The organism is Streptomyces chartreusis NRRL 3882 (genome assembly GCF_900236475.1).
In the GTDB taxonomy this organism is placed as follows: Bacteria; Actinomycetota; Actinomycetes; order Streptomycetales; family Streptomycetaceae; genus Streptomyces; species Streptomyces chartreusis_D.
Genome location: NZ_LT963352.1, coordinates 1,743,599 through 1,770,557 on the forward strand (window position 1 = coordinate 1,743,599; position 26,959 = coordinate 1,770,557).

General features: G+C 72.3%; 27 protein-coding genes. 8 read left to right on the top strand and 19 right to left on the bottom strand.

From position 1 onward, the window contains the following. Positions 1-54: 54 nt before the first annotated feature. Genes SCNRRL3882_RS07795 through SCNRRL3882_RS07805 form a run of 3 tightly spaced genes read left to right on the top strand, consistent with a single transcriptional unit; the run spans position 55 to position 3,661 of the window. Positions 55-1,551 carry an IucA/IucC family protein gene (locus SCNRRL3882_RS07795; protein ID WP_010039027.1) on the top strand — a complete coding sequence of 499 codons (1,497 nt, stop codon included), beginning with the start codon at positions 55-57 and terminating at the stop codon, positions 1,549-1,551. Between the two features lie 44 nt (positions 1,552-1,595). Next, positions 1,596-2,870, top strand: a complete 1,275-nt coding sequence (locus tag SCNRRL3882_RS07800) for a VWA domain-containing protein (RefSeq protein WP_010039029.1) — start codon at positions 1,596-1,598, stop codon at positions 2,868-2,870. Then, positions 2,870-3,661: a hypothetical protein gene (locus tag SCNRRL3882_RS07805; RefSeq protein WP_040903043.1), complete on the top strand. Its 792-nt coding sequence runs from the start codon at positions 2,870-2,872 to the stop codon at positions 3,659-3,661. Before SCNRRL3882_RS07800 ends, SCNRRL3882_RS07805 begins: the two co-directional genes overlap by 1 nt. A 501-nt stretch (positions 3,662-4,162) precedes the next feature. On the opposite strand, the gene SCNRRL3882_RS07810 is transcribed toward SCNRRL3882_RS07805, so the two are convergent. Beyond that, the gene (locus tag SCNRRL3882_RS07810; protein ID WP_010039037.1) at positions 4,163-4,789 is read right to left on the bottom strand and encodes a winged helix-turn-helix transcriptional regulator; all 627 of its coding nucleotides are present in this window, start codon (positions 4,787-4,789) and stop codon (positions 4,163-4,165) included. A gap of 86 nt (positions 4,790-4,875) precedes the next feature. On the opposite strand from SCNRRL3882_RS07810, the gene SCNRRL3882_RS07815 reads away from it, so the two are divergent. From SCNRRL3882_RS07815 to SCNRRL3882_RS07825, 3 genes are all read left to right on the top strand, one after another. Then, positions 4,876-6,084, top strand: coding sequence for a pyridoxal phosphate-dependent aminotransferase (locus SCNRRL3882_RS07815; RefSeq protein ID WP_010039038.1), 1,209 nt, complete (start codon positions 4,876-4,878; stop codon positions 6,082-6,084). A 94-nt stretch (positions 6,085-6,178) separates the two neighbouring features. After that, entirely contained in the window at positions 6,179-6,808 is a 630-nt protein-coding gene (locus SCNRRL3882_RS07820) for a hypothetical protein (RefSeq protein WP_010039039.1), read from the top strand. A gap of 65 nt (positions 6,809-6,873) precedes the next feature. Further along, positions 6,874-7,296 carry an acyl-CoA thioesterase gene (locus SCNRRL3882_RS07825; RefSeq protein ID WP_010039040.1) on the top strand — a complete coding sequence of 141 codons (423 nt, stop codon included), beginning with the start codon at positions 6,874-6,876 and terminating at the stop codon, positions 7,294-7,296. Here SCNRRL3882_RS07825 and SCNRRL3882_RS07830 read toward each other — a convergent pair. The 8 genes from SCNRRL3882_RS07830 to SCNRRL3882_RS07865 form a co-directional block, all read right to left on the bottom strand. After that, on the bottom strand, positions 7,293-8,972 hold the full coding sequence (locus tag SCNRRL3882_RS07830) for a serine/threonine-protein kinase (RefSeq protein WP_010039041.1): 1,680 nt from the start codon (positions 8,970-8,972) through the stop codon (positions 7,293-7,295). The genes SCNRRL3882_RS07825 and SCNRRL3882_RS07830 overlap by 4 nt on opposite strands. A 93-nt stretch (positions 8,973-9,065) precedes the next feature. Further along, positions 9,066-10,454, bottom strand: a complete 1,389-nt coding sequence (locus SCNRRL3882_RS07835; protein WP_010039043.1) for a nucleobase:cation symporter-2 family protein — start codon at positions 10,452-10,454, stop codon at positions 9,066-9,068. Positions 10,455-10,675: 221 nt separating this feature from the next. Then, a complete protein-coding gene (locus tag SCNRRL3882_RS07840) occupies positions 10,676-12,055 on the bottom strand; it encodes an 8-oxoguanine deaminase (protein WP_010039045.1) in 1,380 nt (459 codons plus the stop codon). A gap of 120 nt (positions 12,056-12,175) precedes the next feature. Then, complete coding sequence (gene pucL, locus SCNRRL3882_RS07845) at positions 12,176-13,099, bottom strand: factor-independent urate hydroxylase (protein WP_010039047.1); 924 nt, start codon at positions 13,097-13,099, stop codon at positions 12,176-12,178. A 6-nt stretch (positions 13,100-13,105) separates the two neighbouring features. Next, on the bottom strand, positions 13,106-13,522 hold the full coding sequence (gene uraH / locus SCNRRL3882_RS07850) for a hydroxyisourate hydrolase (protein WP_010039049.1): 417 nt from the start codon (positions 13,520-13,522) through the stop codon (positions 13,106-13,108). A 7-nt stretch (positions 13,523-13,529) separates the two neighbouring features. Continuing rightward, on the bottom strand, positions 13,530-14,039 hold the full coding sequence (gene uraD, locus SCNRRL3882_RS07855) for a 2-oxo-4-hydroxy-4-carboxy-5-ureidoimidazoline decarboxylase (protein ID WP_010039051.1): 510 nt from the start codon (positions 14,037-14,039) through the stop codon (positions 13,530-13,532). A 143-nt stretch (positions 14,040-14,182) separates the two neighbouring features. Continuing rightward, positions 14,183-14,551 (bottom strand): helix-turn-helix domain-containing protein, encoded by a 369-nt coding sequence (locus tag SCNRRL3882_RS07860; protein ID WP_010039054.1) that lies wholly within the window; start codon positions 14,549-14,551, stop codon positions 14,183-14,185. Continuing rightward, complete coding sequence (locus tag SCNRRL3882_RS07865; protein ID WP_010039055.1) at positions 14,548-14,799, bottom strand: hypothetical protein; 252 nt, start codon at positions 14,797-14,799, stop codon at positions 14,548-14,550. The genes SCNRRL3882_RS07860 and SCNRRL3882_RS07865 overlap by 4 nt, the downstream gene beginning before the upstream one ends. 227 nt (positions 14,800-15,026) lie before the next feature. Between SCNRRL3882_RS07865 and SCNRRL3882_RS07870 the strand changes: the two genes are divergently transcribed. Together SCNRRL3882_RS07870 and SCNRRL3882_RS07875 are read left to right on the top strand one after the other, a co-directional pair. Continuing rightward, positions 15,027-15,494, top strand: a complete 468-nt coding sequence (locus SCNRRL3882_RS07870; protein ID WP_029181120.1) for a carboxymuconolactone decarboxylase family protein — start codon at positions 15,027-15,029, stop codon at positions 15,492-15,494. 33 nt (positions 15,495-15,527) lie between these two features. Then, on the top strand, positions 15,528-16,739 hold the full coding sequence (locus tag SCNRRL3882_RS07875) for an alpha-hydroxy acid oxidase (RefSeq protein WP_010039058.1): 1,212 nt from the start codon (positions 15,528-15,530) through the stop codon (positions 16,737-16,739). Between the two features lie 59 nt (positions 16,740-16,798). Here the strand turns inward: SCNRRL3882_RS07875 and SCNRRL3882_RS07880 are convergent, their stop codons facing one another. The 10 genes from SCNRRL3882_RS07880 to SCNRRL3882_RS40710 all read right to left on the bottom strand — a co-directional run bounded on the left by SCNRRL3882_RS07880 (position 16,799) and on the right by SCNRRL3882_RS40710 (position 26,798). Next, the gene (locus SCNRRL3882_RS07880) at positions 16,799-17,566 is read right to left on the bottom strand and encodes a sulfite exporter TauE/SafE family protein (protein WP_010039060.1); all 768 of its coding nucleotides are present in this window, start codon (positions 17,564-17,566) and stop codon (positions 16,799-16,801) included. 163 nt (positions 17,567-17,729) lie between these two features. Further along, on the bottom strand, positions 17,730-18,779 hold the full coding sequence (locus tag SCNRRL3882_RS07885) for an NAD(P)/FAD-dependent oxidoreductase (RefSeq protein WP_010039063.1): 1,050 nt from the start codon (positions 18,777-18,779) through the stop codon (positions 17,730-17,732). A gap of 6 nt (positions 18,780-18,785) precedes the next feature. Beyond that, positions 18,786-20,105: a lysine N(6)-hydroxylase/L-ornithine N(5)-oxygenase family protein gene (locus tag SCNRRL3882_RS07890; protein ID WP_040903077.1), complete on the bottom strand. Its 1,320-nt coding sequence runs from the start codon at positions 20,103-20,105 to the stop codon at positions 18,786-18,788. A 68-nt stretch (positions 20,106-20,173) separates the two neighbouring features. Beyond that, entirely contained in the window at positions 20,174-21,157 is a 984-nt protein-coding gene (locus SCNRRL3882_RS07895; RefSeq protein WP_010039065.1) for a TauD/TfdA family dioxygenase, read from the bottom strand. A 1-nt stretch (position 21,158) separates the two neighbouring features. After that, complete coding sequence (locus SCNRRL3882_RS07900) at positions 21,159-21,539, bottom strand: hypothetical protein (RefSeq protein WP_010039066.1); 381 nt, start codon at positions 21,537-21,539, stop codon at positions 21,159-21,161. Next, positions 21,490-22,734, bottom strand: coding sequence for an FAD-dependent oxidoreductase (locus SCNRRL3882_RS07905; RefSeq protein WP_197709810.1), 1,245 nt, complete (start codon positions 22,732-22,734; stop codon positions 21,490-21,492). The genes SCNRRL3882_RS07900 and SCNRRL3882_RS07905 overlap by 50 nt, the downstream gene beginning before the upstream one ends. A 5-nt stretch (positions 22,735-22,739) precedes the next feature. After that, positions 22,740-24,362 (bottom strand): class I tRNA ligase family protein, encoded by a 1,623-nt coding sequence (locus SCNRRL3882_RS07910; RefSeq protein ID WP_010039068.1) that lies wholly within the window; start codon positions 24,360-24,362, stop codon positions 22,740-22,742. 3 nt (positions 24,363-24,365) lie between these two features. Continuing rightward, positions 24,366-24,728 (bottom strand): cupin domain-containing protein, encoded by a 363-nt coding sequence (locus SCNRRL3882_RS07915; protein ID WP_029181121.1) that lies wholly within the window; start codon positions 24,726-24,728, stop codon positions 24,366-24,368. A 214-nt stretch (positions 24,729-24,942) separates the two neighbouring features. Beyond that, complete coding sequence (locus SCNRRL3882_RS07920; protein ID WP_010039072.1) at positions 24,943-25,941, bottom strand: acetamidase/formamidase family protein; 999 nt, start codon at positions 25,939-25,941, stop codon at positions 24,943-24,945. Between the two features lie 164 nt (positions 25,942-26,105). Next, positions 26,106-26,798, bottom strand: a complete 693-nt coding sequence (locus SCNRRL3882_RS40710; protein ID WP_010039075.1) for a hypothetical protein — start codon at positions 26,796-26,798, stop codon at positions 26,106-26,108. Positions 26,799-26,959 lie beyond the last annotated feature (161 nt).

Consider the following 26,959-nt stretch of genomic DNA (forward strand, 5'->3'; position numbering starts at 1 on the left):
GCGTGCCGTCGTCATCCCGCCGTGACGCCCTATTCGTACCCGAGGAGCCCGCCCGTGCACCGTTCCCCCACCGCCGAGGCCGAGGTCGCCGACGAACTGGCCGTGGTACGGCCCGGTCTGCTGCCGCGGTACGAGGCCGAACTGCCCGGCGCCCGGGCGGCCGTGCTGTCCCGTCTGTGGCGGGGTCTCGCCCATGATCCGCTGCCCTGGGTCACCCGCCGCGAGCAGGGCCGGGACGGGCTGACCCTGTACCTGTCCGACGGCCGCAGGCTGCACGGCCCGCGGCCGGATCCGTACGCGACCGGCGCGTACGTCACCGTCGTACGGCTGGAGGAGGCGGAGTACGACGATCCGGCCCGGCTGGTCACGGACCTCGCCGTACCGCACTCCGCGTCCTTCGCCGTCGAACTCGGGCACAGCGTCGCCTCGATGGCGCTGTCGAGGGCGGGGCAGGAGGGGCGCGCCACGGACGGGTGGCCGGAGAGCGGCTGGGAGTGGGAGCAGCGGATCGTCGACGGGCATCCGTTCCATCCCACGTGCCGGTCCCGGCCCGGTTTCTCGGTGGCGGAGCAGCTCGCCTACGGGCCCGAGCACCGTCCGCTGGTGGAGCTGGGGCTGGTGCCGGTGCGGGCGCAGGAGTGCCTGGTGACGGGGGCGTGGCCGCGGGAGCTGCGGGACGGGGAGCGGGTGGTGCTGCCGGTGCACCCGTGGCAGGCGGCGCATGTGCTGAAGCGGGTGTGCGAGGAGCGGCGCGCCGGGCATCCCCTGATGGCGCTGCGGACGCTGGCGCTGCCCGGCGGGCCGCACGTCAAGACCTCGCTGAGTGCCCGGCTGACGTCCTCGGTGCGGGACATCTCGCTGCCCTCGGTCGCCGCGTCCGCGGTGCTGTCGGACTTCGCCGAGACGCCTGCGGCGCACGCCGGCGGCCTGCTGCACATGACCCGCACCCTGGGCGCCGCGGCGGCCGGCTCCCCCGACTTCGCGGCCGTCCTGCGGGAGCCGCCGGAGACCTACGCGGGGGGCGGCGAACGGGTCCTGCCGGTGGCGGCGCTCGCCACCACGGGCCTGCCCCGCTCCCCCGCCTGGCTGGCCGGTTTCGCGCGCCTCGCCCTCACCGCCGGTCTGCGGCTGCTGGAGCTGGGCGTGGCCCTGGAGGCGCACGGCCAGAACCTCCTGGTGATCCTCTCGCCTGCGGGCGATCCGCTGCGGCTGGTCTACCGGGACCTGGCCGACATCCGCGTCAGCCCGGCCCGTCTCGCCCGGCACGGCATCACGGTGCCCGACCTGCCCGCCCGTATGGTCACGGACGACGAACGCGCCCTGCGGCGCAAGCTGTTCGGCTCGCTGGTGGCGGGCGCGCTGGCCGGCACGGCGGGGTCGGGGGCGGCGCTCACGGAGGCGCTGGAGACGGCCGTACGGGATCTGCCCCGCACCCCGGACCTCGCGGCGCTGCGCGCGGAGCCCCTGCCCACGAAGGCGCTGACGCTGATGCGGCTCTCGCCCCAGGCGCCCGGCGACCAATGGGCGGAGCTGCCCAACCCCCTTGCCTGAACCCCGTTTTGGAGCACGGCACCCCTGATCAATAAGATCCGCCGATGATCACAAGAAAACGGCTGGCGGCGGGCGTCTGTGCCCTGCTCGCCGCGTTGACGGCCGGGCTGGCCTTCCCGGCCGGAGCGGCCGCCGGCGAACCCACGGGCCAGGACGCCCCCAAGGTCGACCTCGTCCTCGATGTCAGCGGTTCGATGCGGGCACGGGACATCGACGGACAGTCGCGGATGGCCGCCGCGAAGCAGGCGTTCAACGAGGTGCTCGACGCGACGCCCGAGGAGGTCGAACTCGGCATCCGCACCCTCGGCGCGAACTACCCCGGCGACGACCGGAAGACGGGCTGCAAGGACACCGCGCAGCTCTACCCGGTCGGTCCGCTGGACCGCACCGAGGCCAAGACGGCCGTCGCCACGCTCAGCCCGACCGGCTGGACACCGATCGGCCCGGCCCTGCTGAAGGCGGCCGGCGACCTGGACCGCGGCGACGGCTCCAAGCGCATCGTGCTGATCAGCGACGGCGAGGACACCTGCGCCCCGCTCGACCCGTGCGAGGTGGCCCGCGAGATCGCCGCCAAGGGCATCGGCCTGACCATCGACACGCTGGGCCTGGTGCCCACCGCCAAGTTGAGCAGGCAGCTGAGCTGCATCGCCGAGGCCACCGGCGGCACCTACACCTCGGTGGAGCACCAGGACGAACTCACCGACCGGGTGAACCAGTTGGTGGACCGGGCGGCCGATCCGGTGGTGACGCCGGTGCCGGTGGAGGGCGCCGCCGAGTGTGCGAAGGCACCGGCGCTGAAGTCCGGGCTGTACACGGACCGGGAGGAGTTCGGGCAGCAGCGCTGGTACCGGGTGGACGTGCTGCCGGGCCAGGAGCTGCGGGCCTCGGTGAGCGTGGCGGCCGACCGGGCGGTGAACCCCGGCTACGGGGTGCTGCTGCGGGCGGTCACGGCGCACGGCCGGGAGATCGTGCGCGGCGAGGCGGCGGGCACCGGCCGTACGGATGTGATCTCGACGGGGCTCCGGTACCCCGAGCCCGAGCGTGAGGACTCCGACAGTGACAAGCCGGCCGCGGAGACCGTGTGCCTGGCGGTCACCCACTCCTTCTCTGCGGCCTCCGGGGTGAAGACCACGCCCGGGCTGCCGCTGGAGCTGACGGTCGACGTCGTGGACGGTCCGAGCCAGGCGGGCGACGTGGCCTCCTTCGGCCTCGGCCGCGGCTGGTGGCTGCTGGGCGCGCTGATTCTCACCGGCTTCCTCGCCGGTCTGATCTGGGGCTGGCTGTCGCGCTGGCGGGTCGCGGTCTGGAGGACCAACTGATGCGAACGGTAAGAGCGTTGAGCGCCGCGCTGCTGATCCTCTCACTGGCGGCCGCGCCGGCCGCTGCCGACGCCTCGCCCAGTCCGTCGCAGGACGCGTCGGCGGCACCCACCCGGGCGGGCACCTCCTTCCGTACGGCCACGGAGTTCGAGCAGGGGCAGCGGGCCACGGCGAGCGGCTCCACGGGCGACTACCTGTACTGGTCGTTCCCCGCCGACACCGGCCAGCGCCCCACGGTCAGGGCGACGGTGAAGCTGCCGGACACCCACGCCGCGCAGACCTGGCAGATCGACGTGTACGACGGCCTGCGCCGCCGTCAGGCCTGCCAGTACGGCGCCCAGACCCGCACCGCGGCGGCGAACGCGCCCTCCGTGGAGCTGGCCTGTGTGCTGCGCACGGTCCGCGCCTGGTCGGAGCCGTGGGCGAACGACCCGCTGCCCGGCACCTACTACATCCGGCTGACGGCGACCGGCGTCGCCACCTCCGACCTGGGCCTCCCGGTCGACACCGAGGTCCGGGCCGACTCCAAGGACATCGGCGGCGCGGCGGCGGTGGACGGCTCGCTGTCCGAGCCCCTGGTGCCGGGCATCGCGACGCGGCCGGAAGAGCGGCAGGAGAGCACGGCGGTCCTGGCCGACCTCGAACCGGAGGACGGCTGGGCGTTCGCCTGGTGGTCGGACCGGTGGGTGTGGACGGCGGTGGGCGGTGCCCTCGCCGCGCTGGCGGGTGTCGCCGGGTACGCACTGACACGCGGCCCGGGAAGGCCGTCACGGGTGCCACCCGCCGGCTGAGACCGGCTCGGAAGGCCCGCACGGCGCGGGCCTTCCGCCCGACCCCCCGGAGCGCCATTCCCGACGCGCTGACACGCGCCTCGGTGCGCCCCCCCCCACCGGCGGCCCCCACCGCCTGACACCACCCCGGAAAGCCCCACCGTGCGGGCCTTCCGCCCGACTCGCGGAGTGCCTTTCCCTACGCGCTGACACGCGCCTCGGTGCGACCCGCCACGGCTGCCACGTGCCGCCTGACACCCCCTCCGAAGGCCCCGCACCCTGCGGGCCTTCCCCCGGACCTCCCGGAGTGCCTTTCCGCACGCGCTGACACGCGGCACAGTGCGCCCCCCCACGGGTGCCACCGCCTGACACCACCCCGGAAAGCCCCCGCCCTGCGGGCCTTCCGCCCGACCCCCCGGAGCGCCATACCCGACGCGCTGACACACGGCACAGTGCACCCCCCACCGGCGGCCCCCACCGCCTGACACCACCCCGGAAGGCCCGCACGGTGCGGGCCTTCCCTCACACCTCGCGGAGCGCCTTGGCGAGCGGGCCCTCGCCGCTCACCTCGACCCGGCCCTCCCGCACGGCCCGGGCCAGAGTCAGCTCCCCCCGGCTGAGCGCCGTACACGTGCCGGTGTCCAGGACCAGCCGGGCGTCCGGCTCCCCGGGGGCGGGCCCGTCGCCGTACACAGGTCCCTCCTCGGCACCGGCGCGCAGGTGGAACCGTCCCTCGTCCAGGCGGACTTCGACGAGCCCCTCCCCGTCCAGCAGGCGCAGCAGCGGCAGGGCGAACCAGTGCGCCCGCACCGCGTCCGTCGGCCGCCGTTCCCCGAGTTCCCCCTGCCCCCACTCCCCCAGCGCCTGGAGCACGGGCAGCAACTCCCGGCCCCGGGCCGTGAGTTCGTACACGTAGGCCGCACCGGGCGGGGGCAGCCGGCGGCGGGTCGCGAGGCCGTCGCGCTCCATGTCCTTCAGCCGTGAGGCGAGTACGTCCGTGCTGACGCCGGGCAGGTCCGCGTGCAGGTCGGTGTAGCGGCGGGGGCCGGCGAGGAGCTCCCGGACGATCAGGAGGGTCCAGCGGTCGCCGACGACGTCGAGGGCGCGGGCGGCGGAACAGTACTGGTCGTAGCTTCGGCGAGGTGGCATGCGACGCAGTCTAGACAAGTTGTTGGACTTTCCAAGCGGCTACTTGGTAAAACCAAGCAACACCAGTTAGCGAGGGGATGCGGCGCATGGAGTTCCGGCAGTCGAGCAAGCTGAGCGAGGTCTGTTACGAGATCCGCGGCCCGGTGATAGAGCACGCCAACGCGCTGGAGGAGGCCGGGCACAGCGTGCTGCGCCTGAACACCGGCAATCCCGCGCTCTTCGGGTTCGAGGCGCCGGAGGAGATCCTCCAAGACATGATCCGGATGCTGCCGCAGGCGCACGGCTACACGGACTCGCGCGGCATCCTCTCCGCCCGCCGCGCGGTCGCCCAGCGTTACCAGACGCTGGGCCTGGAGGTCGGCGTCGACGACGTCTTCCTCGGCAACGGCGTGTCCGAGCTCGTCTCGATGGCGGTCCAGGCGCTGCTGGAGGACGGTGACGAGATCCTCATCCCCGCCCCCGACTTCCCCCTCTGGACGGCCGTGACGACCCTCGCGGGCGGCAAGGCGGTCCACTACCTCTGCGACGAGCAGGCCGACTGGTATCCGGACCTGGACGACATGGCGTCGAAGATCACGGACCGCACGAAGGCCGTGGTCATCATCAACCCCAACAACCCCACCGGCGCGGTCTACCCGAAGGAGATCGTCGAGGGCATCCTCGACCTCGCCCGGCGGCACGGCCTGATGGTGTTCGCCGACGAGATCTACGACCAGATCCTCTACGACGACGCCGTGCACCACTCGGCCGCCGCGCTCGCTCCCGACCTGGTGGTGCTCACCTTCTGCGGCCTGTCCAAGACGTACCGCGTGGCGGGCTTCCGCTCCGGCTGGCTGGTGGTGACGGGCCCTAGGCAGCACGCCAAGGACTACCTGGAGGGCCTCACGATGCTGGCCTCCATGCGGCTGTGCGCCAACGCGCCCGCCCAGTACGCCATCCAGGCCGCCCTCGGCGGCCGGCAGTCCATCCGCGACCTCACCCTGCCGGGCGGCCGCCTGCACGAACAGCGCGACATGGCCTGGCAGAAGCTGAACGAGATCCCCGGCGTGACGTGCGTGAAGCCGAAGGGGGCGCTGTACGCGTTCCCTCGTCTCGACCCAAAGGTGCACAAGATCCACGACGACGAGAAGTTCGTCCTGGACCTGCTGCTGCGGGAGAAGATCCAGGTGGTCCAGGGCACCGGCTTCAACTGGCCCACCCCCGACCACTTCCGCATCCTGACTCTCCCGTACGCCGAGGACCTGGAGGCGGCGATCGGGCGGATCGGGCGGTTCCTCGGCGGGTACCGGCAGTAGGCGCGATTGTCAGTGGCGGGTCGTAGCCTTCCAGCAGGTGGGGCGAGTGCCCCAGGGGGGGTCCGCAACGTCCCGTGCCGGAGAGGAGCGCGCCGTGACCCGACCGCCGACCGCCGCGCAGCGGCGGGTCATCGACGCCGCCGACCCGGTGACCGGCCGGCTGCGGGGTACGGAGGCACAGCTCGCCGCGCTGGTGAAGCGGGGGCTCGCCTTCCGGCACCCGCGGCCGCCGCACGACTACTTCCTGACGCCGGAGGGCCACCGGGTACGGCAGGGCGTCGCACAGGTCCCCGCGCCCGCCGCCGAGGCCCCCGCCACCGCCGGTGTGTTCGCCGCGCGCGTCGGCGGCGAGGAGGCGGCGCCGCGGGCCGGGCCCGCCCGGCGCCGTGAGGTGCACAGCGCCTGGCAGGGGCTGCTGGAGCTGCGCCGGATGACCAACCCGGACGGTGCGGTGGAGCGGCCGTGCGGCTGGGAGCGCACGCATCTCGTGCAGGCCGCCGCACTGGCGCTGGAGGCGGCCGGACACCACCCGGCCGGTCGGGACGGCGGGGGCTACCGGGTGCGGGAGACGCCGCAGCCGGAGGCCGTCGCCGTGTACGAGCCGGACGGCGAGGCGCTGCGGACCTGCGCGGCCACCCTGGAGGGAGCAGGCTGGCAGGTGAGCGAGCACCGCGAGCCGCGCACGGGGACCCGCTATCTCCTGGCCTCCCCCCGCCGGGCGTGATGAGCATGCCAAGATCAGTGGATCGTTGCGTACGCCACGAGTCTCCGGTGTGAGAAGGGAAGCCCATGAGCGAGCCGTTTTCCGTCCCCGTGACCGTCCGCGGTTACGAGACCGACGTGCAGGGTCACCTCGACCAGAGCGTGTACCTGAACTACGCGGAACACGCCCGCTGGTCGTTCCTGCAAGCCGCCGGGATCAGCCAGTCCGCCCTCATCGGCAGCGGCGTGGGCCCGGTCGCCCTGGAGACGACCATCCGGTACAAGCGGGAGCTGCTCGCGGGCGACGAGGTCGCGGTGACCTGCGCCTTCGCCTGGGGCGAGGGCAAGACCTTCCGCATCGAGCAGACGGTCCGCAAGGCGGACGGCACGGTGGCGGCCGAGATCACGGCGGTCGGCGGCCTGCTGGACCTGAAGGCCCGCAAGCTGGTCCCGGATCCCCGGGAGCACTGCAGGAAGCTGGCGTCGGACCCGGGCCTGTTCGGACTCTAGGCGGCCTTCTTCCAGACGGTCATGTCCACCATGAGGGAGGCGAGCTCCGGCAGCGCGGTCGACTTCGTCTGGACCACGAGCAAGGCGATGTCCCCGGAGGAGTGCTTGACGCAGATCTGACTGCCGGCCGCCACCGAGGCCAGCGTCCAGCGGTGGCGGTCGGCACCGCCGAGTATGAGCCGGCACTCGTCGAGGGAAACCGCCTCGTCGGTGAACATCTGGACGAAGACGCTGGTGTCGCTCTCCAGCTCGCAGCTCGGGTTCTCACAGTTGAAGCGGACGTCTCCCTTGCGGTCGTCGCGCCAGAGCGGCTTCTCGAAGCTGAGCGAGGTCTTCGCGTTCAGCAGCAGTGGTGCCTGCGTGATGACCTGCGGTGACTTGGACGCGGCCGGGGACGGACGGGACGCTTCCGGAGTTCCGCCGCCCGCCTCCGCCTCCGCCTCCGCCCCCGACGCGGACCCGGAGCCCGAGCGCGCCCCCGTCGACGACTCCGGCGCGGACGACCGTCCGGACTTCTCCGGGCCGGGCGTCGACGGTGCGCCCGCCACCCAGTCCCGGAATCTGTTCCCCGCGTCGGCGACCGTCCAGGCCAGGCCGGTCAGCACCAGCGCCCCCGCCGTCACGGCCACGGTCGTGATCAGGGCGGTGCGCCGTCTGCGCGCCCGTCTCTCCGGCCCCGGTGGTTGCGTCTGCGGCTGCGTGACGACCAGCGGCTGCATGTGCACCCTGGTCGGGACCAGGGGCGCCGGGGAGGCCCAGGTGGCGTCGAGGTCCGCCGGGGAGGGGACCGTCACCTCCGGCCCCATGACGTCCCGCCAGACGGCCGGGCCCGCGCCCGCCTCGGCGTCCGCGCCCAGCCCCCGCCGGCACCACTCGACGATCTCCGCCAGGCCCGCCCGGTCCTCCGGGGCGGCGGCCAGGCACCGGGCGATCAGCGGACGGAGCTGCTCGGGCAGCACCGACAGGTCGGGTTCGTCGTGCACGATCCGGTACAGGACACCGACCGCCGAGCCGTCCCCGTAGAGCGGACGGCCCAGCGCCGCGAAGGCCGCCGTCTGGCCCAGCGCGAAGATGTCGGTCGCCGCCGTCACCTCGCCCCCGGACGCCTGCTCGGGAGCCATGAAGTGGGGAGTCCCGACGGTGGCGCCCGTGGCGGTGTGGGAGGTGAGGTCGGAGGCCAGCGAGATGCCGAAGTCGATCACCCGCGGCCCGTCGGCGGCCAGCAGCACGTTCGACGGCTTGAGGTCCCGGTGCACGATGCCCGCGCCGTGGATGGCCTGCAGCGCCTCGGCCACCCCGGCCATCAGCCACAGCACCGCGGGCACCGGCAGCGGACCGCGCCGGGCGACGGCATCCGTCAGGGACGGGCCGGGCACGTACAGCGTGGCCGACCAGGGTGGTGTGCCGTCCGCGTCCGCGTCGATCAGCTCCGCCGTGTACGCACCCCGGACCCGCCGGGCCGCCTCCACCTCCCGGCGGAACCGCCGCCGGAAGGCCGGGTCGTCGGCCAGCTCCGGCCGCACCACCTTGATCGCCACCGGCCGGCCGCCCTGCGTGTGCGACAGATAGACCCGGCCCATGCCGCCCGCGCCGAGCCGGGCTGCCAGGCGGTATCCGGCCACCACGGGCGGATCGTCCGCCTGCAGCGGCCGGAACACCTCGGTCGTGTGGTTCATCGGTCCGCCTCCCCCTCGTCCCCTGCCCCCCGGTCAACGGTGAGTTGACCGAGGCAGAAGCCTAAGCGGAGTCCGGGGCTGTTTTCGCCGGTCTCACGGCGCGGCCGGGGCCCGGGTGACGCCCGTGATCTCCTCGCCCGCCTCCATCGGGTGGGTCACGTCGTGGGCGTCCCGGTCGCGTCGGCCCAGGTGGTTGAAGACCAGGTTCAGCAGGACCGCCGCCACGCAGCCCGTGGAGATACCCGAGTCCAGGACGATCCGCGCCGTCTCCGGGAAGGCGTGGTAGAACTCCGGCGCCGTGATCGGGATGATGCCGACGGCCAGGGAGACGGCCACGATCAGGACGTTGTTGTCCTTCTCCAGTCCGGCCCGGACCAGGGTCTGGATGCCGCTGGCCGCGACCGAGCCGAACAGGACCACGCCCGCCCCGCCGAGCACCGGGCGCGGTACGACGGCGATCAGCGAGGCGGCCATCGGGCACAGGCCCATCAGCACCAGGAAGCCGCCGCCGGCCGCGACGACGTACCGGCTGCGGATCTTCGTCATCGCGACCAGGCCGATGTTCTGCGCGAAGGCGCTGCACATGAAGCCGTTGAAGAGCGGGCTGATCGCCGAGCCGAGAGTGTCGGCGCGCAGGCCGGCCGCGATGGTCCTCTCGTCGGCCGGGCGGTCGACGATCTCGCCCAGCGCCAGCATGTCGGCGGTGGACTCGGTCATCGACACCACCATCACCACGCACAGGGAGATGATCGCGGCGAGCTGGAACTGCGGGGCGCCGAAGTGGAAGGGCGTGGGGAAGCCGATGACCGCCGCGTCCGCGACCGGCCCGAAGTCCGTGGCGCCGAAGGGAATCGCGATCAGGGTGCCGGCGACCAGACCGAGCAGCACCGCGATCTGCTTGACGAAGCCCCGGGTGAAGCGCCGCAGCAGCAGGACGACGACGAGGGTGCCGGCGGCCAGCCCCAGGTTGGTCGCGGAGCCGTAGTCGTGCGCCGCCGGGTCGGGGCCCTGCGCCCAGCCGAAGGCGACCGGGAGCAGCGAGATGCCGATCAGGGTGATGACCGTGCCCGTCACCACCGGCGGGAAGAAGCGGACCGCCTTGCAGAAGACGGGGGCGGCCATGAAGCCGAGGAGTCCGGCGACGATCACCGCGCCGAAGATGATGGGCAGGGCGTCCGACTTGTCCTCGGTGGAGGCGACGATCGCGGTCATCGGCGCGACACCGGCGAAGGTGACGCCGTTGACGAACGGCAGCCGGGCGCCGATCTTCCAGATCCCGAGGGTCTGGAGGAACGTGGCGAGGCCCGCGGTGAACAGGCACGCGCCGGTGAGGAAGGTCAGGTCGGTGGCGGTCAGGCCGATGGCCGCGCCGACGATCAGGGGTGGGGCGACGACTCCCGCGTACATGGCGGCCACATGCTGGAGGCCGGTCGTCGCCATCTTGAGCGCGGGGAGTTTTTCGTCAACGGGGTGGTCGGCCACGGCGGCTTCCCTCCGGTCGGTTACACGGCTGCGTCGCGTGACGGCCGTGGGTGTCAAGGAGGTGGTGCGGGTGGTCGTGCGGGACCGGGCGTACGTGGACGGGGTGGCCGTTCCGGGGCGCGCGCGTTTACGCACGCCCCGGAGACGACCGCCGTGGACCCCGCTCGGGTCCGCGGCCACCGGCCGGGAGCCGTCCCTCCCGGCCGGAGTCATCCGGGTGGTCAGCCCTGCGCGGCGATCCTCGCCAGCCGCTGGGCCTCGTCCCGCGTGGAGCGGGCGATGGCGTCCTCGTCGGCCGTGAGCAGCCGCCCGTCCTCGACGATCTGCCGGCCGTCCACGAAGGAGGCGGTGACCGGGGCCGCCGCGCCGAAGACCAGGGCGGTCACCGGGTCGGCGATGGAGGCGTGGGCGAGCGTGTCCAGCTTCCACAGGACCAGGTCGGCGAGCTTGCCCGCCTCCAGTGAGCCGGTCTCCGCGGCCCGGCCCAGCACCTGGGCGCCGCCGTAGGTGCCGAGGCGCAGCGCCTGGCGGGCGTTCAGGGCGGCCTCCTTGTGCGCGCCGAGGCGGTTGATGAGGAGGGCGTTGCGCAGCTCGGTGTGGAGTTCGCCGGACTCGTTGGACGCGGTGCCGTCGACGCCGAGGCCGACCGGGACGCCGGCCGCCAGCATGTCGGGGACGCGGGCGATACCTGCCGCGAGGCGGGCGTTGGACGAGGGGCAGTGCGCGACGCCGGTCCTGGTACGGGCGAAGGCTGCGATGTCGGAGTCGTTCATGTGGACGCAGTGCGCCATCCACACGTCCTCGCCGAGCCAGCCGGTGGACTCGAAGTAGTCGGTCGGGCCCATGCCGAACAGTTCGTGGCAGAACTTCTCCTCCTCCACGGTCTCCGAGCCGTGGGTGTGGAGCCGCACGCCGAGGCGGCGGGCGAGCTGGGCGCCGTCCCGCAGCAGTTCCGTGGAGACGGAGAAGGGCGAGCAGGGCGCGACGGCGACCTGGGTCATGGCGTCGAAGGAGGAGTCGTGGTGCTGCTCCACGGTCTCCTCCGTCGCCGCGAGCGCACCCTCCAGGGTCTCGACGGCGAAGTCCGGGGGCAGGCCGCCGTCCTTCTCGCTGCGGTCCATGGAGCCGCGGGCGAGGGTGAAGCGGACCCCCATGTCACGGGCGGCGCCGATGATCGCGCCGGAGAGGTCGCCGGAGCCCCGCGGGAAGACGTAGTGGTGGTCCATGGCGGTGGTGACGCCGCCGCGGGCCATCATCGCGAGCGACCCCCGGGCCGCCGCGCGCACCATCGGCTCGTCGATGCGCGCCCACACCGGGTACAGCGCGACCAGCCAGTCGAAGAGGTTGTGGTCCGTGGCCAGACCCCGGGTGATCCACTGGTAGAAGTGGTGGTGGGTGTTGACCAGTCCGGGGGTGACGAGGTGACCGGAGGCGTCGATCCGGCGTACGACGTTCTCCAGGCCCTCGGGGGCCTTGCCCGCGCCGAGCGACTCGATGCGGTTGCCGGCCAGGACGACATGCCCGGAGGCGTACTCGGTGTCGTCGGCGTCGACGGTCGCGATCGCACCGTTCTCGATGACGATGCGCTGGGCTGCTGCCATGGTTCGTCCTTTGCGCTGAGAGGGAGGGGGCACGGCAGGACCCGGGGAGTTTGAGTGCCGTGGCCGAGGAGAAGGGTTCCCCGGCCACGGGTGCCGAAAGAGGGAACGTCGGAAGGGACGTCAGAGGTTGGTGAGCTCCACCGGGATCTTCGCCTCGCAGCCGTCCCGCAGGATCGTCGCCTCGATCAGGCCGTAGGGCCGGTCGGCGGCGAAGTACACCTCGTTGTCGTTCTTCAGCCCGAACGGCTCCAGGTCCACCAGGAAGTGGTGCTTGTTCGGGAGGGAGAAGCGGACCTCGTCGATCTCGCTGCGGTTGTTGATGATCCGCGCGCCCATCTGGTAGAGCGTCTGCTGGAGCGAGAGGGAGTACGTCTCGGCGAAGGCCTGGAGCATGTGCTTCTTCGTCTGCTCGTAGGACTTCTCCCAGTTGGGCATGCGCTGGTCGTCGTCGGTCCAGTTGAACCGCCAGCGGCCGGAGACCTGGGTGGCCAGGATGCGGTCGTAGGCCTCCTTCAGCGTCGTGTACTTGTCCTTGACGTAGCCCCAGAACTCGGAGTTGGTCGAGTTCATCACGACGAGGTCCTTCAGGCCCGAGATCACCTCCCACGACGTGCCGTCGTAGGTGATCTGGGTCAGCCGGACCTCCTGGCCCTTGCGGACGAAGGAGTGCTTGACCTCGTCGGCGCCGATGAACTGCGAGTTGGCGTCGGAGGCCTCGATCCGCTCCCAGGCGTACTCCTCGATGCGGATCCGCGCCCGGTGGATCGGCTCCTGGCTGGTGACGAAGTGGCGGGCGAGGTGGATGCCGAACTGCTCGGCGGACTCGATGCCGTGTTCCTTGGCGAACGCGTACACCGTGTTCTTGGTGGTGTCCGTGGGGAGCACGTTGGCGTTCGAGCCGGAGTAGTGGACCTCTTCCATGTCGCCGCTCAGCGACACCGAGACGTTCAGGTCCTTGATGTGGTGGGTGGCGCCGTCCCGCGTGATCTTGACGACTCGGTTCTCGGCCTTGCCGTACTGGTTCTGTCCCAGAATGGTGGGCATGAGTAGCTAGCTCCCTCGGTATACGGAGTAGCCGAACGGGTTGAGCAGCAGCGGTACGTGGTAGTGCTCGCCCGGCACGACGGTGAACGTGATCGCCACCTCCGGGAAGAACACACCGGCGCCGCTGTCCCGATTCGCGGGGGCGTCCTGCTGCGCATCGGCTTCGCTTTTCGCGTCGTTCGCGAACTTCTTCTCGAAGTACGGCTCGACGGCGAAGTCGAGCCGTACGTGGGTGGTCCCCTCCGGCAGGGCCGGAAGGTCCTTGCACCGGCCGTCCGCGTCGGTCGCGGAGCCGCCGAGCGCCTGCCAGTGGGCCGCACGCCCGCTGCGGGCGGAGAGCTGGACCGCGACGCCCTCGGCGGGGCGGCCGGCGCTGGTGTCCAGGATGTGTGTGGACACGGACGCGGTGGCGGAGGTGCTCATGCTGCTGTCAGTCCTCTTCGACGAGTCGGGCCAGGCGGATGCGGTTGATCTTCCCCAGTTCGGTGCGGACGATCTCCCGCTCCCGCTCCGGCGTGTTGCCGATCCGCTCCCTGACCGCGTCGCGCATCTGCTCGCCGGTCCGGCCGGTGGCGCAGATCAGGAAGACATGGCCGAACCTCTCCTGGTAGGCGAGGTTCAGCTCCAGCATCTCCGCCTTGAGCTCGTCGGAGGCGCCGGCCATGCCGCGCTGCTCCCGGGCCGAGGCGGGGTCGCCGGGTTTCGGGCGGCCGATGGGCGGGTGGCCGGCGATCGCCTCCGCGAGGTCCTCTGCCGTCAGCTCCGCCATGGCGGCGTCGCTCGCGGCGTAGAGCGCCTCGGGGGTGGCGTACGGGCGGGCGGCGAGCAGCCGCTTCGCCCACGCCGTGGAGGCGCACGCCTCGTGGAGCGCGGTGAAGGCCGCGTGCTCCTCGAGAGCGTTGAACCGGGCCAGGCCCGGCGGCGTGGAAGTGGAAGTCACGGGAGCCTCCGTGGCCGGGTACGGCCTTCGTGCTGAACGGGCGTGCCGATAGCTAACGCCCTCCCGCGACAGCACGTCAACAGTTTGTTGAAAATTCCGTGTGACGAAACCCGGCGAGGCGGCGAAACCGGGCGCGGTACCGGTCAGGCCCCCTTCTCGCGGTTGAGGTAGTTGTAGACGGTGAAGCGGCTGACGCCCAGGGCGCTCGCCACGGTCTCCACCCCGTGCCGTACGGAGAAGGCGCCGCGCGCCTCGAGTATCCGTACGACCTCCTGCTTGGCCTTGCGGTCCAGGTCGGCCAGGGGCATGCCCTTGCGGCGCTCCATGGCGGCCAGGATGTGATCGAGGGAGTCGGCGAGCTGCGGCAGCCTTACGGCGACGGCGTCGCGGCCCTCCCAGGACAGGACGACGTCGTCGGGGCCGGCCTCGTCGGGCGGGATCATCTCGCCGCCCATGGCGTCGACCAGGGGCTTCACGGCCGCGATGAACGGCTCGTCCCCGGCGCCGCTCATGCCTCGTCCTCCTCGATCACGTTGACCTGGAGGGAGACCCGGGTGGCGCCCGCCTCCAGGGTCTTGCGGAGCAGTGCGTCCACGGCGGTGAGCACCGCGTCGGCACCGCCCTCGGCGGTGTTGCCGAACGGGCCGACGTCCACGGCGTCCAGTTCGGCGGCCTCCACGACCTCACGGGCGACCAGCGCGTGCGCGGGTGCCTCGTCGAGGTCGAAGGGCTCGGTCGTGAACTCCACTCTCAGTCGCATGCTGCCCCCAGAACCGTCGTGACCTGTGCGACCCTAGCCGACACCGGGGCGGACCGGACCGCCCGCGCGAGCACTCCGCGTTCCGCTCCGGCACGTCTCCCCCGGCATATGGGCACGTTTCCCGCACATTCGCATTCACGTCCCTTGTTCTCCATCCTCCGCCACCTCTGGGAAGGCTGAAAAAAGCCGCTGCATTACCCGTCGGGGAACGCTCAGAATTGGTCGGCATGACAGAGCGACGCATAAATGTGGGAAACGAACTCCCCGAGGCCTTCGGGCAACTCCGGGACATCCGGGTCCTCGTCGAAAAGGCAGCCGTCGAGGCCGGGCTCGACATGCGGCTCATCGAACTGATCAAGATCAGGGCGTCGCAGATCAACGGCTGCGCGTACTGCCTCGATCTGCACACGCGCGACGCCCGCCGGCTGGGCGAGGACGACCGCAGGCTGCACCTGGTGGCCGCATGGTGGGAGACGGATCTGTACAGCCCCCAGGAGCGGGCCGCGCTCGCGCTCACCGAGACCATCAGCAAGCTGTCGCAGAGCCAGGACGTGCCCGACGACCTCTACGCGGAGGCCACCTCCGTGTTCACCAAGGAGCAGTACGCGGCGGTCGTCTGGTCGATCAGCGTGATCAACACCTTCAACCGGCTCGCCGTCACCAGCCGCAAGCCCCTGCCCGCCCGCGTCGCCTGAGGACAGAGAGTCGCCTGAGGAGAAAGGTACTCCGTGACGAAACGACGCCTGCCGCGGCCCCGCGAGGTGGCCCAGCTCCTGCGTCCGAGGCCGTTCGTGCTGGACCCGACCGACCGTCGGCTGTCGACGGCGTACTCCATCGCCGATCTGCGCCGCCTCGCCCGCCGGCGAGCGCCCCGCGCGGTGTTCGACTACACCGACGGGGCCGCGGAGGGCGAGATCAGCCTGCGGCGCGCCCGGCGGACGTTCCGGGACCTGGAGTTCCATCCGCATGTGCTGCGCGGGGTGGCCGAGCTGGACACCGGCACGCAGATCCTGGGGAAGCGGTCGGCGCTGCCGTTCGCCTTCGCCCCGACCGGGTTCACCCGCATGATGCACCACGAGGGCGAACGGGCCGTCGTCGCCGTCGCCGAGCAGGCCGGCATCCCGTACGCCCTGTCCACGATGGGGACGACGTCGATCGAGGACGTCGCCCGGGCCGCGCCGGACGCACGCAGGTGGTTCCAGCTGTACGTGTGGCACGACCGCGGGGCGGGCGCGGAGCTGATGCGGCGGGCCGAGGAGGCCGGGTACGACACGCTCCTGCTGACCGTCGACACCCCCGTGGGCGGTTCCCGGCTGCGGGACCTGCGCAACGGCCTGACCATCCCGCCCCGGCTCTCGCTCAGCACCCTCCTGGACGGGGCGACCCATCCGTCCTGGTGGCTGAACCTGCTCACCACCGAGCCGCTCACCTTCGCCTCGCTCAGCTCCTGGGACGGCACGGTGGCCGAGTTGATCAACGCGATGTTCGACCCGGGGCTCGACTACGAGGACCTCGACTGGGTGCGGCAGAGCTGGCCCGGGAAGCTCGTGGTGAAGGGGATCCAGAGCACGCAGGACGCCCGGGACGTCGTCAAGCACGGCGCGGACGCGGTGCTGCTGTCCAACCACGGTGGCCGCCAGCTGGACCGGGCGCCGACCCCGCTGGAGCTGCTGCCGAGGGTCCGCGACGAGATCCAGGAGGAGGCCGAGATCTGGCTGGACGGCGGGATCCTGTCCGGCGCGGACATCGTCGCCGCGATCGCCCGCGGCGCCGACGCCTGCCTGATCGGCCGGGCCTATCTGTACGGCCTGATGGCGGGCGGCGAACGCGGTGTCCGCCGGGCGGTGGACATCCTGCGCACCGAGATCGTACGCACGATGCAGCTGCTCGGCGTGCGCTCCACGGCCGAGCTCCGCCCCGAGCACGTCACGCTGCGCTGACGCCGGCGGCCGGGCGCCGGGCCGGAGGCGTTCCCGGGCCCGGCCGTCGGGGCGGACGGTCAGGTGGTGAAGAGGATCACCGACACCGTGACGCCGATGGTCACCACCGTCCAGCGCAGCAGTTCCTCGTTCATCCAGCGGGACACCTTCGCACCCAGGTAGCCGCCGACCAGGGCGGTCGGGGCGGCGACGAGTGCCATGGCCCAGTCGACGGGGCCGAAGAGGGCGAAGATCAGCAGGGTGACGGTCGAGTTGACGAGGGAGAGTGCCGCCTTGAGCGCGTTGAGGCGGTGCAGGCTCTCGGACGTGGTCATGGCCAGCGACACCAGCATGATCACGCCGAGCGCGCCGGCGAAGTAGCCGCCGTACACGCCGGCCGCGGTCATGACCACCGCCAGGGGGACGACCCGCTCGCGGCGCTCATCGCCGGTGGCCGAGCCCGCCGCCCGCACCAGCCTCTTCACCTGCTTCTGGCCGGCCAGCAGCAGGCTCGCGAAGAGCACCAGGGCCGGTACGAACGTGTCGAAGCTCTTGCTGCTGGTGACCAGCAGCAGCACCGAGCCGGCCACCGTACCGACGGCGGTGAGCACCGACAGAAGCACCATCCGGGCTCTCGGCTCGGACTTCAGCTCGGGTGCGAATCCGTAGACCTGCCCCGCGAATCCCGGCCAGTTGGCCACGGAATTCGTGACATTTGCGGCCTGGGTCGGAAGGCCGACTCCGACCAGTGCCGGAAAGAGCAGCAAGGAGCCGCCACCGGCTATGGAGTTCACGGCACCGGACAGCAATCCGGCCACTGCGACGACCGCCAGAACGCCCCACTCCATCAGCAGAAAACCTCAATCCGAATGGCGGGCTGAAAAAAGTCCGGTCGATCTTGCTACAGCGCCGATACCGCCGCAAGAAGCAGAGAGCCGCGGTGGGGTGCCGGCGATGGTCTTCGGCCACCGCGATCCTCGGCCACCGCGGCACCGGGCCCCGCCCTCCGCTTCAGCCGACCACCCCCAGGACCAGATCGGCCGCCTCCCGGGCGATGGCCGGGGCGAGCCGGTACCCGCAGCCGTTCGCGGCACCGGCGAACACCACGCGCCCCCCGTCGTCCACCACGTCGACGACCGGTTCCCGGCCCGGGCTGTAGGCGTCGCAGAAGACGCGGCCCGAGCCCGCGTGCTCGACGAGTGCGGGCGCCCACCTGCGCAGCGTGCCGCGCGCCTCCTCCACGTCCTCGGCGCTCAGGCCCCGGGCCACCGTGCCGGGGTCGACGTCCCACTCCGTGCGGGTGAAGCTGTACAGCCAGTGCCCCCGCTCGGGCAGCGGCAGCAGGAAGGCGTCGTCGTCCTGGAAGACGATCGCGCCGTCCGTCGGGGCCGGGCTCCGCTCGATGTGCAGGGCGACCACCTTCTTCACCCGGGCCCCCGACGGCGCGACGAACGGCGCCAGCGCCGGGTCGGCGGTCCACGGCCCGGGCGCCAGCACCACCCGGTCGGCGGTGAGCGTGTCGCCCGTGCTCAGCCGCAGCAGCACACCACCGCTCCCCGGCCGCACGGCCGTGACGGCGACGCCCTCGCGGAAGTCGACGCGGGACCGCAGCTCCCGGGCGAGCGCGCACGTCAGGTCCTGGACGACGGTGTGGTGTCCGCCGCTCACCCGCCAGACGGACGCGTCCGCCGGGATGCCGACGGCCGGGAGGTCCGGGTGCTGCGCGCGGACGGGCTCGGCACCGGCCAGGTACGTCTCGCGGACCGCCCGGTCGTCTGCCGTGGCGGACACCACGGACACGGCCGTCGCGTGGATCGGCAGCGTGGGCCGCTCGCGCCGGAGCCGGTCGTAGTAGTCCTGGCTGTACCGGGTCATCGCCCGCAGCCGCTCGGTCGCGCCCCGCGGCAGGTGCAGGCCGGCCGAGCGGCGGCTGGCGCCGCTGCCGATCGCGTCCCGGTCCAGGACGGCGATCGTGGCGTGCGGTTCGCGCGCGGCCAGCTCCCGCGCCACGAGGCAGCCGATGATCCCGGCGCCCACCACGGCGATCCGGATTCCTGCCATCGGCGATCACGCTCCCTGCGGGAACTTGTCGACGGCCGGCTGCGAGGACCACCTCAGGAAGGAGTCGCACTGCTCCTCGGTCTTGACGCCCAGCATCCGGTCGAGGATCCGGCGGCTGCGCCAGGCGATCAGGCTGAGGTTGGGATCGGCCAGGCCACGCTGCCGGCGGACGCCGTTCTGGACGAAGATGCCGTGGTCGGGCGGTCCGTCCCAGCACGCGGCGAAGTCCCGGTCGACGCGGATCTCCTCGTCCTCCCACTCCAGCCGGCCGGCGAGCGGCGCCAGCATGTCCGGGCGGGCCGGCCGGAATCCGGTCGCCCAGACGACGACGTCCGCGGTGAGCCGTTCGACGGCACGCGGCCGGTCCCCCGGCTCCAGGGTGAGCTCCCAGGCGCCGTCGCCGCCGCTCACCTCGGTGACGGTGCGGTCGGGGTACAGCGCGATGAGCTTCTGGTCGCCCTCCACGAAGTGGCGGGTGTAGCAGCGCTGGTAGATCTCCTTGAGGGTGGCGGGGGAGACACCGTCGCTGGCCAGGAGCTGCCGGTCGTTGAACGCCTCGCGCTGGGCGCGGTCGAGCCCGAAGAAGTGGTCGGAGAAGGAGGGCGTGAAGTAGTCGTTGGTGAACGGCGAGTCGTCGATGGGGAAGAAGTTGTCGCGCCGGGATATCCACGCCACATGAGCCGGGCGCTCCCCCTCCGGCCGGGAGATCAGGTCCAGGAAGGCCTCCGCGCCGGACTGCCCTCCGCCCACCACACCGACCCGCCGTCCGCCCAGCCCGCCGGACCGCCGCACGAAGTCGCTGACGTGGAACTGCGACTCCCCCAGCAGACCGCGGGCGTGCTCGGGCACCCAGGGCCGGTTGCCGATGCCGAGGGACACGTGGTCCGCGGTCAGGGTGCGTTTGCTGGTCCGGATCACGAAGACCCGGTCGAAGTCGACGGACAGGACCTCCTCACCGAAGGTGACGTTCTCGTTCTTGCGGCTCGCCCACTCCAGATAGTTGCGGAACTCCCGGCGCGGCATGGCATCGAACTGGGCGTTGACGAAGTGGTAGATCATCCCCTGGTCGTGGAGGTAGGACAGGAACGAGAACTTGTTCGTCGGATCGGCCAGCGTGACCAGGTCCTTGAAGAGCGACACCTGGAGCGTGGCCCCGGCGATCTGCTGGTCGTCGTGCCATCCGAAGGTCTCCCGGCGCTCGACGAACAGGCTGGTCATCTCGGGGTGGCCGTGCAGCAGGGAGGCGAGGCTCAGGTTGGCCGGGCCGACACCGATGCCCACACAGCCGAAGTGCGGGCCGTCCGGTCCGCGTCGAAGGGTATCCACCGTGCCGATCTCCCGTGTCTCGGAGGCCTGACGGACTGTGCGCGCGGTCCGGGCCGCGCTCGGGCCGGTCACCGGACCAGTACGTTGCCGTCGTTGGGGCGGTGCTGGCGGGAGCGCCGCAGGTCGGTCAGGACGAAGGTGCGCTGCAACCAGCGGTCACGCCCGTCGTAGCGCGGCCGGTAGGCGGTACGCCCGTGCAGCGTGACCCGGTTGTCCACGATGGCCAGGTCCCCGGGCCGCAGCCGGAACTCCATGGCCTGCGCGTGGCAGGCCGACTCCAGCTCGGCCAGGGCGAGTTCGGCCTGTCCGCTGCGGGGGGTGGTGGCGGCGAAGTCGACCCTCAGGTCCGGGTCGAAGAGGTCGCCGACGAGTACGGCGTGCTCGGTGACGTGGTTGTTCCGCCCGCCGAAGGAGGGCGGCGGCGCGGTGACGTAGTCGGCGCGGTAGAGCGCCTCCCGGTCCACCCAGCTCAGCATCGGCAGGATCTGCCGGATGCAGGAGGTGCGCAGTCCCGCGACTCCTTCGTGGTCGGACCGCAGGCACATGAGCAGGACGAAGTCGGGGCGGTGGGCGTGGAAGGCGTTCTCGGTGTGGAAGGTCAGTTCCACGGAGCCCGGATTGCCCTGCACCTCCTCCTCGCCCGGCACCGGCACCACGTTCTGCACGAGGGCGCCGTTCTTCTCCGGCCGGAAGGCGGCCGGGTCCCCGAGGCCGCGGGCGATCATCATCAGGACGGCGGCCGAGACGGACGGCTCCGACTGGACGGAGTCGAGGGTGGCGGGCGTGTCGGGCAGGGTGTCCTCGCCCACGGGCAGTCCGCGCAGCAGCAGGACGCCCTGATCGCCGGAGTGGCGGCGGAACCTGCTGACGGCCTGCCGGAGTTCCGCCGGCAGATGGTGCCAGGCGTCGCCGGCCGCCGCGGTCCAGGCCGCGCCGTCCACCGGCCCCTCGACGGCCGTGAGTTGGTCCGACGTCTCCCGTACGGCTTTCGTCACGGTGTCGTCGAAGGCGAGCACGTGGTCGCCGACCCTGCTGAGTGTTGCGGTGGACATCTCATCCCCCCTCGGGTGCGGATTCTGTCGGCTTGGTGGCGGCGGCGCGGGACGGGATCTCCTCGATGGCGGAGGTGCCCTTCGCGGGAGTCGGCTGGTAGCGCTCCCACTCCTCGTGCAGCACGATGCGGCCGTCGTCGAGCCGTTCGGGCGTGCTGACACACCGTCCGACGGCGATCTCGCCGCTGTTCAGGACCAGGGTGTAGCCCATGGTGATGACGCCGTCGGCGTCGCACGTCCCGGCCAGGGCGCAGCGGCGGACATCGCCCCCGTCGGCCTCCGCCCATACGAGGTCGCCGTCCTGGTGGTACGTGGCCACGGGTGCGGTGCCGTCAGGCCCCGCCTCGGTGTTGCGGAACGTTCTGCCGTTGTAGTCGATCACGCGTCGTCTCCTGTGTGGTGGGGGTCGTGGCCGGGTCGCCCGGACCGGCGGCGACGGGGTGGTCCAGTGGGCGCAGACCGGTCGGGGCGGGCGGCACGCCGCCGAACCGGCTCGCCAGTGTGCGGGCGGTGAGCGGGGCGAACTTGAACGCGCCGCCGCCGCAGGCGCAGTGGGCGAGGACGGCTCCCCCGCCCAGGTCGGCGAGCAGGGCGCCGCCGGATGTGCCGTCGGTGACGTAGTGGCAGTCGCGGGTGCCGACGACCCACTCCGGCCGCAGACCCGGGACCAGTTCGGTGAACCGGCTCGCCAGGTCCCCGGCGGGCGTCTGGTCGGGCTCGGGAGCGCCGGGCTCGGCCACGACCCTGCGGAACGCGTCGGTCGACAGCTTCAGCGGGGTGCCGGCGACCGGCGGGACCAGCCAGGCTCCCCACGGGATGCCGGAGGCGGGCACGGCGGGCGTGCCACGCCATCGCTCCCGCTCCCGGGGCGGCGGATCGCAGTACACCATGGTCTGCCGGTGCACGGTCAGCCGCCCGGCCAGGGCCGGCGGCAGCAGGGCCCGCGACCAGGCCCCCGTCGCCAGCAGCACCCGGTCGCCGCGCAGTGTCCGGCCGTCCTCGACCGTCACCGCCCGGGCAGCCGCGTCGACCGCCGTGACCGTGGTGTGCGGCAGCAGCCGGGCCCTGGGCTGGGCGCCGAGCCAGCGGACCGCCGCCCCGAGCACCCGGTCGGCGAGGAGCACTCCGGTGTCCTCCTCCAGGACGGCGCCGAAACCGGCCGGGAAGGCCAAGTGTCCGTAGGTCTCGGCCAGTTGCCGTGGTGCGAGCACCTGGGCCGGGAGGCCGGCCCGCGTCAGCCCGGCCGCTGCGGAGGCGGTCTCGCCGGCCGGCAGCGCGGTCAGCACGCCCGTGCGGTACAGGAAGCGGGCGTCCAGCAGCGACTCAAGCTCCCGCCACAGCCCGTGCGCGGTGACGGCCGCGCGGGTGGCGCCGGCATCGTGCGGGTGCAGGGCCCGCATCACCCGGTGCCGGTCGTGGGAGGAGGAGCCGGGGTGGGGCAGGGGGCCCCGTTCGAGGACGGTGACGTGCTGCCCCGCCCGGACGCATTCCACCGCGGTGAGCAGTCCGACCGATCCGCCGCCCACCACCAGGGTGTGCGGATCCCCTCGGGCCGGGCCCCCGTTCGTCCCCCGCACGGTGCTCACTCCCCCGGCCGCTCACCGGCGTGGCCGAGGAACGGCACCGGGAAGGCGGTGACCTCCCCGGCGTCCGCCAGGGCCTCGTCCAGCGTGCCGTCCCAGCCGCCGGTCCGGCGGGCCTCCTCGGCGAGGTCGATGAGGATCGGCGAGGCGCCCGCGATCAGGACGCGCAAGTCCAGGAAGAGGTCGCCGAGGGCCTCGGCCCGTGCCGGGGCGGGCAGTTCCGCGAGCCGGGCCGTCGCCCTGCCCAGCCGGTCCAGCTGTGCCACCAGGAGGTCGGCGGCGGTGGACGGGCTGTAGCCCTGGATCTCGTAGGCGTCGACGAACCGGTCCAGCACGGCACGGGCCCGCCGCCGGGCCGCGCCGGACACGGGCAGCGTTCCCGGGGTGGTGCCGGCGGCCGGGGCGAGGGCGCCGGCGATCCGGTTCCAGGGCCCGACGAGCCGGTCCCGCGTGACCTTCACCAGCCCGTCCCGGCTGAAGTTCGTCCGCTGGTGCTCCGGTCCGGTGAGCGCCAGATGGAACCGGAACGCGTCGCGGCTGACGAGGCCGAGCACCTCGTCGATGTAGACGACGTGGCCCCGCGTGGTGGAGAACTTGTCGTCCTCCAGTTCGTAGAACTCGTTGGAGACGATGTGGTCGGGCAGGGCGTACCGGCCGTCGTGGGCCATCAGCAGGGCCAGGTGGGTGAGGCCCCAGAAGTAGACGATGTCGGAGCCGATGAAGTAGATGATCTCCGGGTCGTGTTCGGGGTGCCAGAGCTCCTTGCCCGCGACGCGCGGGTCGGCCACCCGGCGGGCCGCGTAGTCGGTGCAGAACATCGCCGCCGGGATGCCCTCCACCCATGCGTTGAGCCGCTGCCCCTCGGTGCCGGGGAAGGGCGAGGGCAGCCCGTGGGCGACGGGGTAGGTGACCGGGAAGTCGGGCAGCGGCCGGGCCAGTGCCTCGCGGAGGAACTTCAGGGTGCGGGGCCGCAGCCCCGACTCGCGGGTCTGGTAGAAGGACGTGAGCCGTTTGCGGTACTGCTCCATGGGCAGCACCAGCACCTGATGCTCGCGTGTGGTGACGGGTGCGGCCGGGTCCAGGGTGGACCACGGGTCGATGAGTTCGTCGAAGTTGTTGGGGTGGCCGCACATCTCGCAGACGCCGCCGCGGCTCTCGGTGACGCAGACCGGGCAGTAGCCGCCGACCAGTCCCTCGACGAGGACCTCACCCGTGCGCGCGTCGCAGGGGAAGGAGACGGTACGCAGCTCCAGCTTGCCCGCGTCGTACAGGTCGGTGACGAAGCGCAGGGCGTTCGCCCGGTAGGCGTCGTCGTAGGGGGCGTAGCCGTCCACGGAGATGCCGGCGGCCTGGAGGGTCCGCCCGATCGCCGCGTGGTGGACGGCGGCCAGTTCCTCGGGGGTGGTGCCGCTGCGGCGCGCGCCGGCCATGACGTAGGTCTGGCTGTCGTCGGTCCCCGTGGAGAAGACGACGGGTCGGCCGCGGGCGCGCAGGTACCGGGCGTGGATGTCGGCCGACAGGAACGGACCGGCCAGGTGCCCGATGTGGAGGTCGCCGTTGGGGGTGGGTGAGGTGTCGATGATGACGGCGGGCCGGGAACCCCCCGGTGAGGTCCCTGCCATCACTCAGGCCTCCCCGCGGTGCCGGGCGAGGAAGCCCTCCGCGGTCTCGGGGGTCCACCAGGCCGTGTACATCTGGAAGTCCTCCGTCCCCTCGTTGTGCACCTGGTGGTCCGTGTCCGGCGGGAAGTGGACGATGTCCCCCTCGCGGAAGGGCACGCGCTCGCCCCGGGATTCGAGGACCGCCTCGCCGGACAGGGCGATGAAGATCTCGTAGTCGGGGTGGGCGTGCCGGGTGGTCGAGGATCCCGGGTGGACCACGCACCAGGCGCCTTTGAAGGGGGCGTTGAGGGCGGACCAGGGGAGCAGGGGCTGCGAGAAGCCGTTCTCCGGCCCCAGCGTGCCGCGGTCGAGGCTGCGCATTTCCATGGTGGTCACCAATCTCGGTGTCGGTGTGGGCGTCGCGGTGGGTCGGGTGTGGGCGTGCCGCGGCCGTACGGGCCCGGAGGGCCGGGGCAGGCGGGGGGCCGGCTGCCGGAGTACGTCGGAGTCGTGGAGCGGCAGCCGGGTGGGCACGGGCTGTGGGCGGGGGCGTACGGCGGTGTCCGGCCTGCCGCGGGAGGTGTGCCGCGGCCGGGGCGCCTCAGAGGCGGGCGGCGATCTCCCGCATCCGGCGGTGGGCTCCGCCGTACCCGGGTCTGTCCGGGAGCAGGGCCTTGGGCACCTTCGTGGCGACGGTGTAGTCCGTGTCGACGACGTTCGCCAGCGGTGTGCGGGAGATCTGGGAGAGCAACTGGTAGGCGTCGAGCCGGTCGAGGCCGTGGAGTTCGCTCAGCCAGTTCACCATCTGCACCTGCGAGACGCGCCAGGCGTCCTCCAGGGGCCGGGCACACCCGAGGGTGATCAGGTACGCGTCGTTCTCGATGCGCGGCCAGGCGGGCGCGCCGCCCTTGATCAGGTCCACGACGAGGGTCACGTTCATGGCGCCCTCGACGGCGGTGCCGCACGACTCGCCCTCGCCCTGCCGGTAGTGGCCGTCGCCGACGGAGAACAGCGCGCCGTCGACGTTGACCCCGAGGTAACACGTGACACCGGCCCGCATCTCGGGGGTGTCGAGGTTGCCGCCGTGGGCGCCCGCCGCCAGCGAGGAGCGCACCTCCCCGCCCTGCGGGGCCACGCCCACCGTGCCGAGCATGGGGGCCAGGGGCAGGTCGACCGTGAACTCACCGGCCGCCGCCTCGAAGCGAATCGTTTCGGCATCCGGGTCGACCTGGTAGATCCAGGTCCGTTCCGGGAGCGGGTCCTGCAAGGTGGCGGTGCGATCGGTGGAGGTGAGCCCGCCGAATCCGGCGACGAGGGTGGAGACGCCCCAGTCACGGGCCGGGGTCAGCTCGGCGATGTGCAGGACCAGGGTGTCGCCGGGTTCCGCCCCTGCTACGTGGAAAGGGCCGGTCTGCGGATTGAATCTGCCGTTCCGGATTCTCTCGCCGGGCAGGTGGGAATTCTTGTGGAGCAGACCGCTGAAGGCGTCCTCGGTCCACAGTCTCAGGGCCGTTCCGGGGCGTAATCGGGAAATCGCTTGCGCCCCGCCGAACGTCCAGCTGAGCTGAGCGGGCGACGGCACGAATTCGAAGGTGTCCATGTACGTCTCTCCTCGGGAGGCGGTCCGTACATCTCCAGGCGCAGCAAGGCTACCTTCGTCGAATTCGCAGTCAAGAGTGTTTCCCGTGAACACTGCTGACAGGTCCGGTGCGCAGAAGAAACAGGCCATTGCGCGACGGGCCGTGGGCAATGTGTTCCAGCCGGTCAGAAAACACTCTCCCAGCGCCCCGGCTGCGGAACGGGGGCGGGACGGGGCCCGGGGTGCGGCCGGAAATGGAGGCCGTGCACAAAGCCGGTCGTCTCGGACGTGACGGTGAGGGACAGCTCGTCGGCGCGCTCGATCCTGGTGCACGCGCCGAACGACATCGCGAACAGCTGCGACAGGCCGCACTGCCAGCTGCGGACGGCCTCGGTGTGCTCGGGGGAGCCGTGGCCGAAGTACGACGCCAGCCGCTCGCAGTGCCGGGACGCCGCTCCGATCGTGTCGGCCGCTTCCCTGGTCACGGTCAGGTCGTGGACGGGCGGCCGGTGGTCCCTGCGGGGGCGGGGCGCGACGGTCACCTCGGGATCGGGGTAGCGGGCGGGCATCACGCGGTGCAGCTCCAGCGCGGCGTGCACCCCGGCCCCGAACGCCTCGGCCCGGGCGAGGCAGATCTCGGCGATCGCGAGCCACTGCGTCTCCGGTATGGCGAACCGCGAGCGCTGCGGGGGCGGATCCGTGCGGCCGGGGTCCGCCTCGGGGGTGGACGCCGCCCAGGGGGCGAGCGCGGTGTACAGGGCCCGCGCGGTGGCCGGCACCAGGTCCTTGACACTGCCCACCGCGTCGACGGCGGCGGTGATCGCCGCCATCTCCACGTCCGTCAGGGCCCGGTGCACACGCTCCGCCGTACCGGTCATCCGGGGCGACCTCCTTCGTCCGGTCTGCTCGGGCACAACAGACACCCCCGGGCCCGCACCGGGCTTGCCGTCCGGGCGGCCGACGGTGGGCGGTGTTCAGCGGTGAGGCCGCGCGGTGGCGGCAGACGGGGCTTGCGGCGGAACCAGGTCCGGGCAGGCCG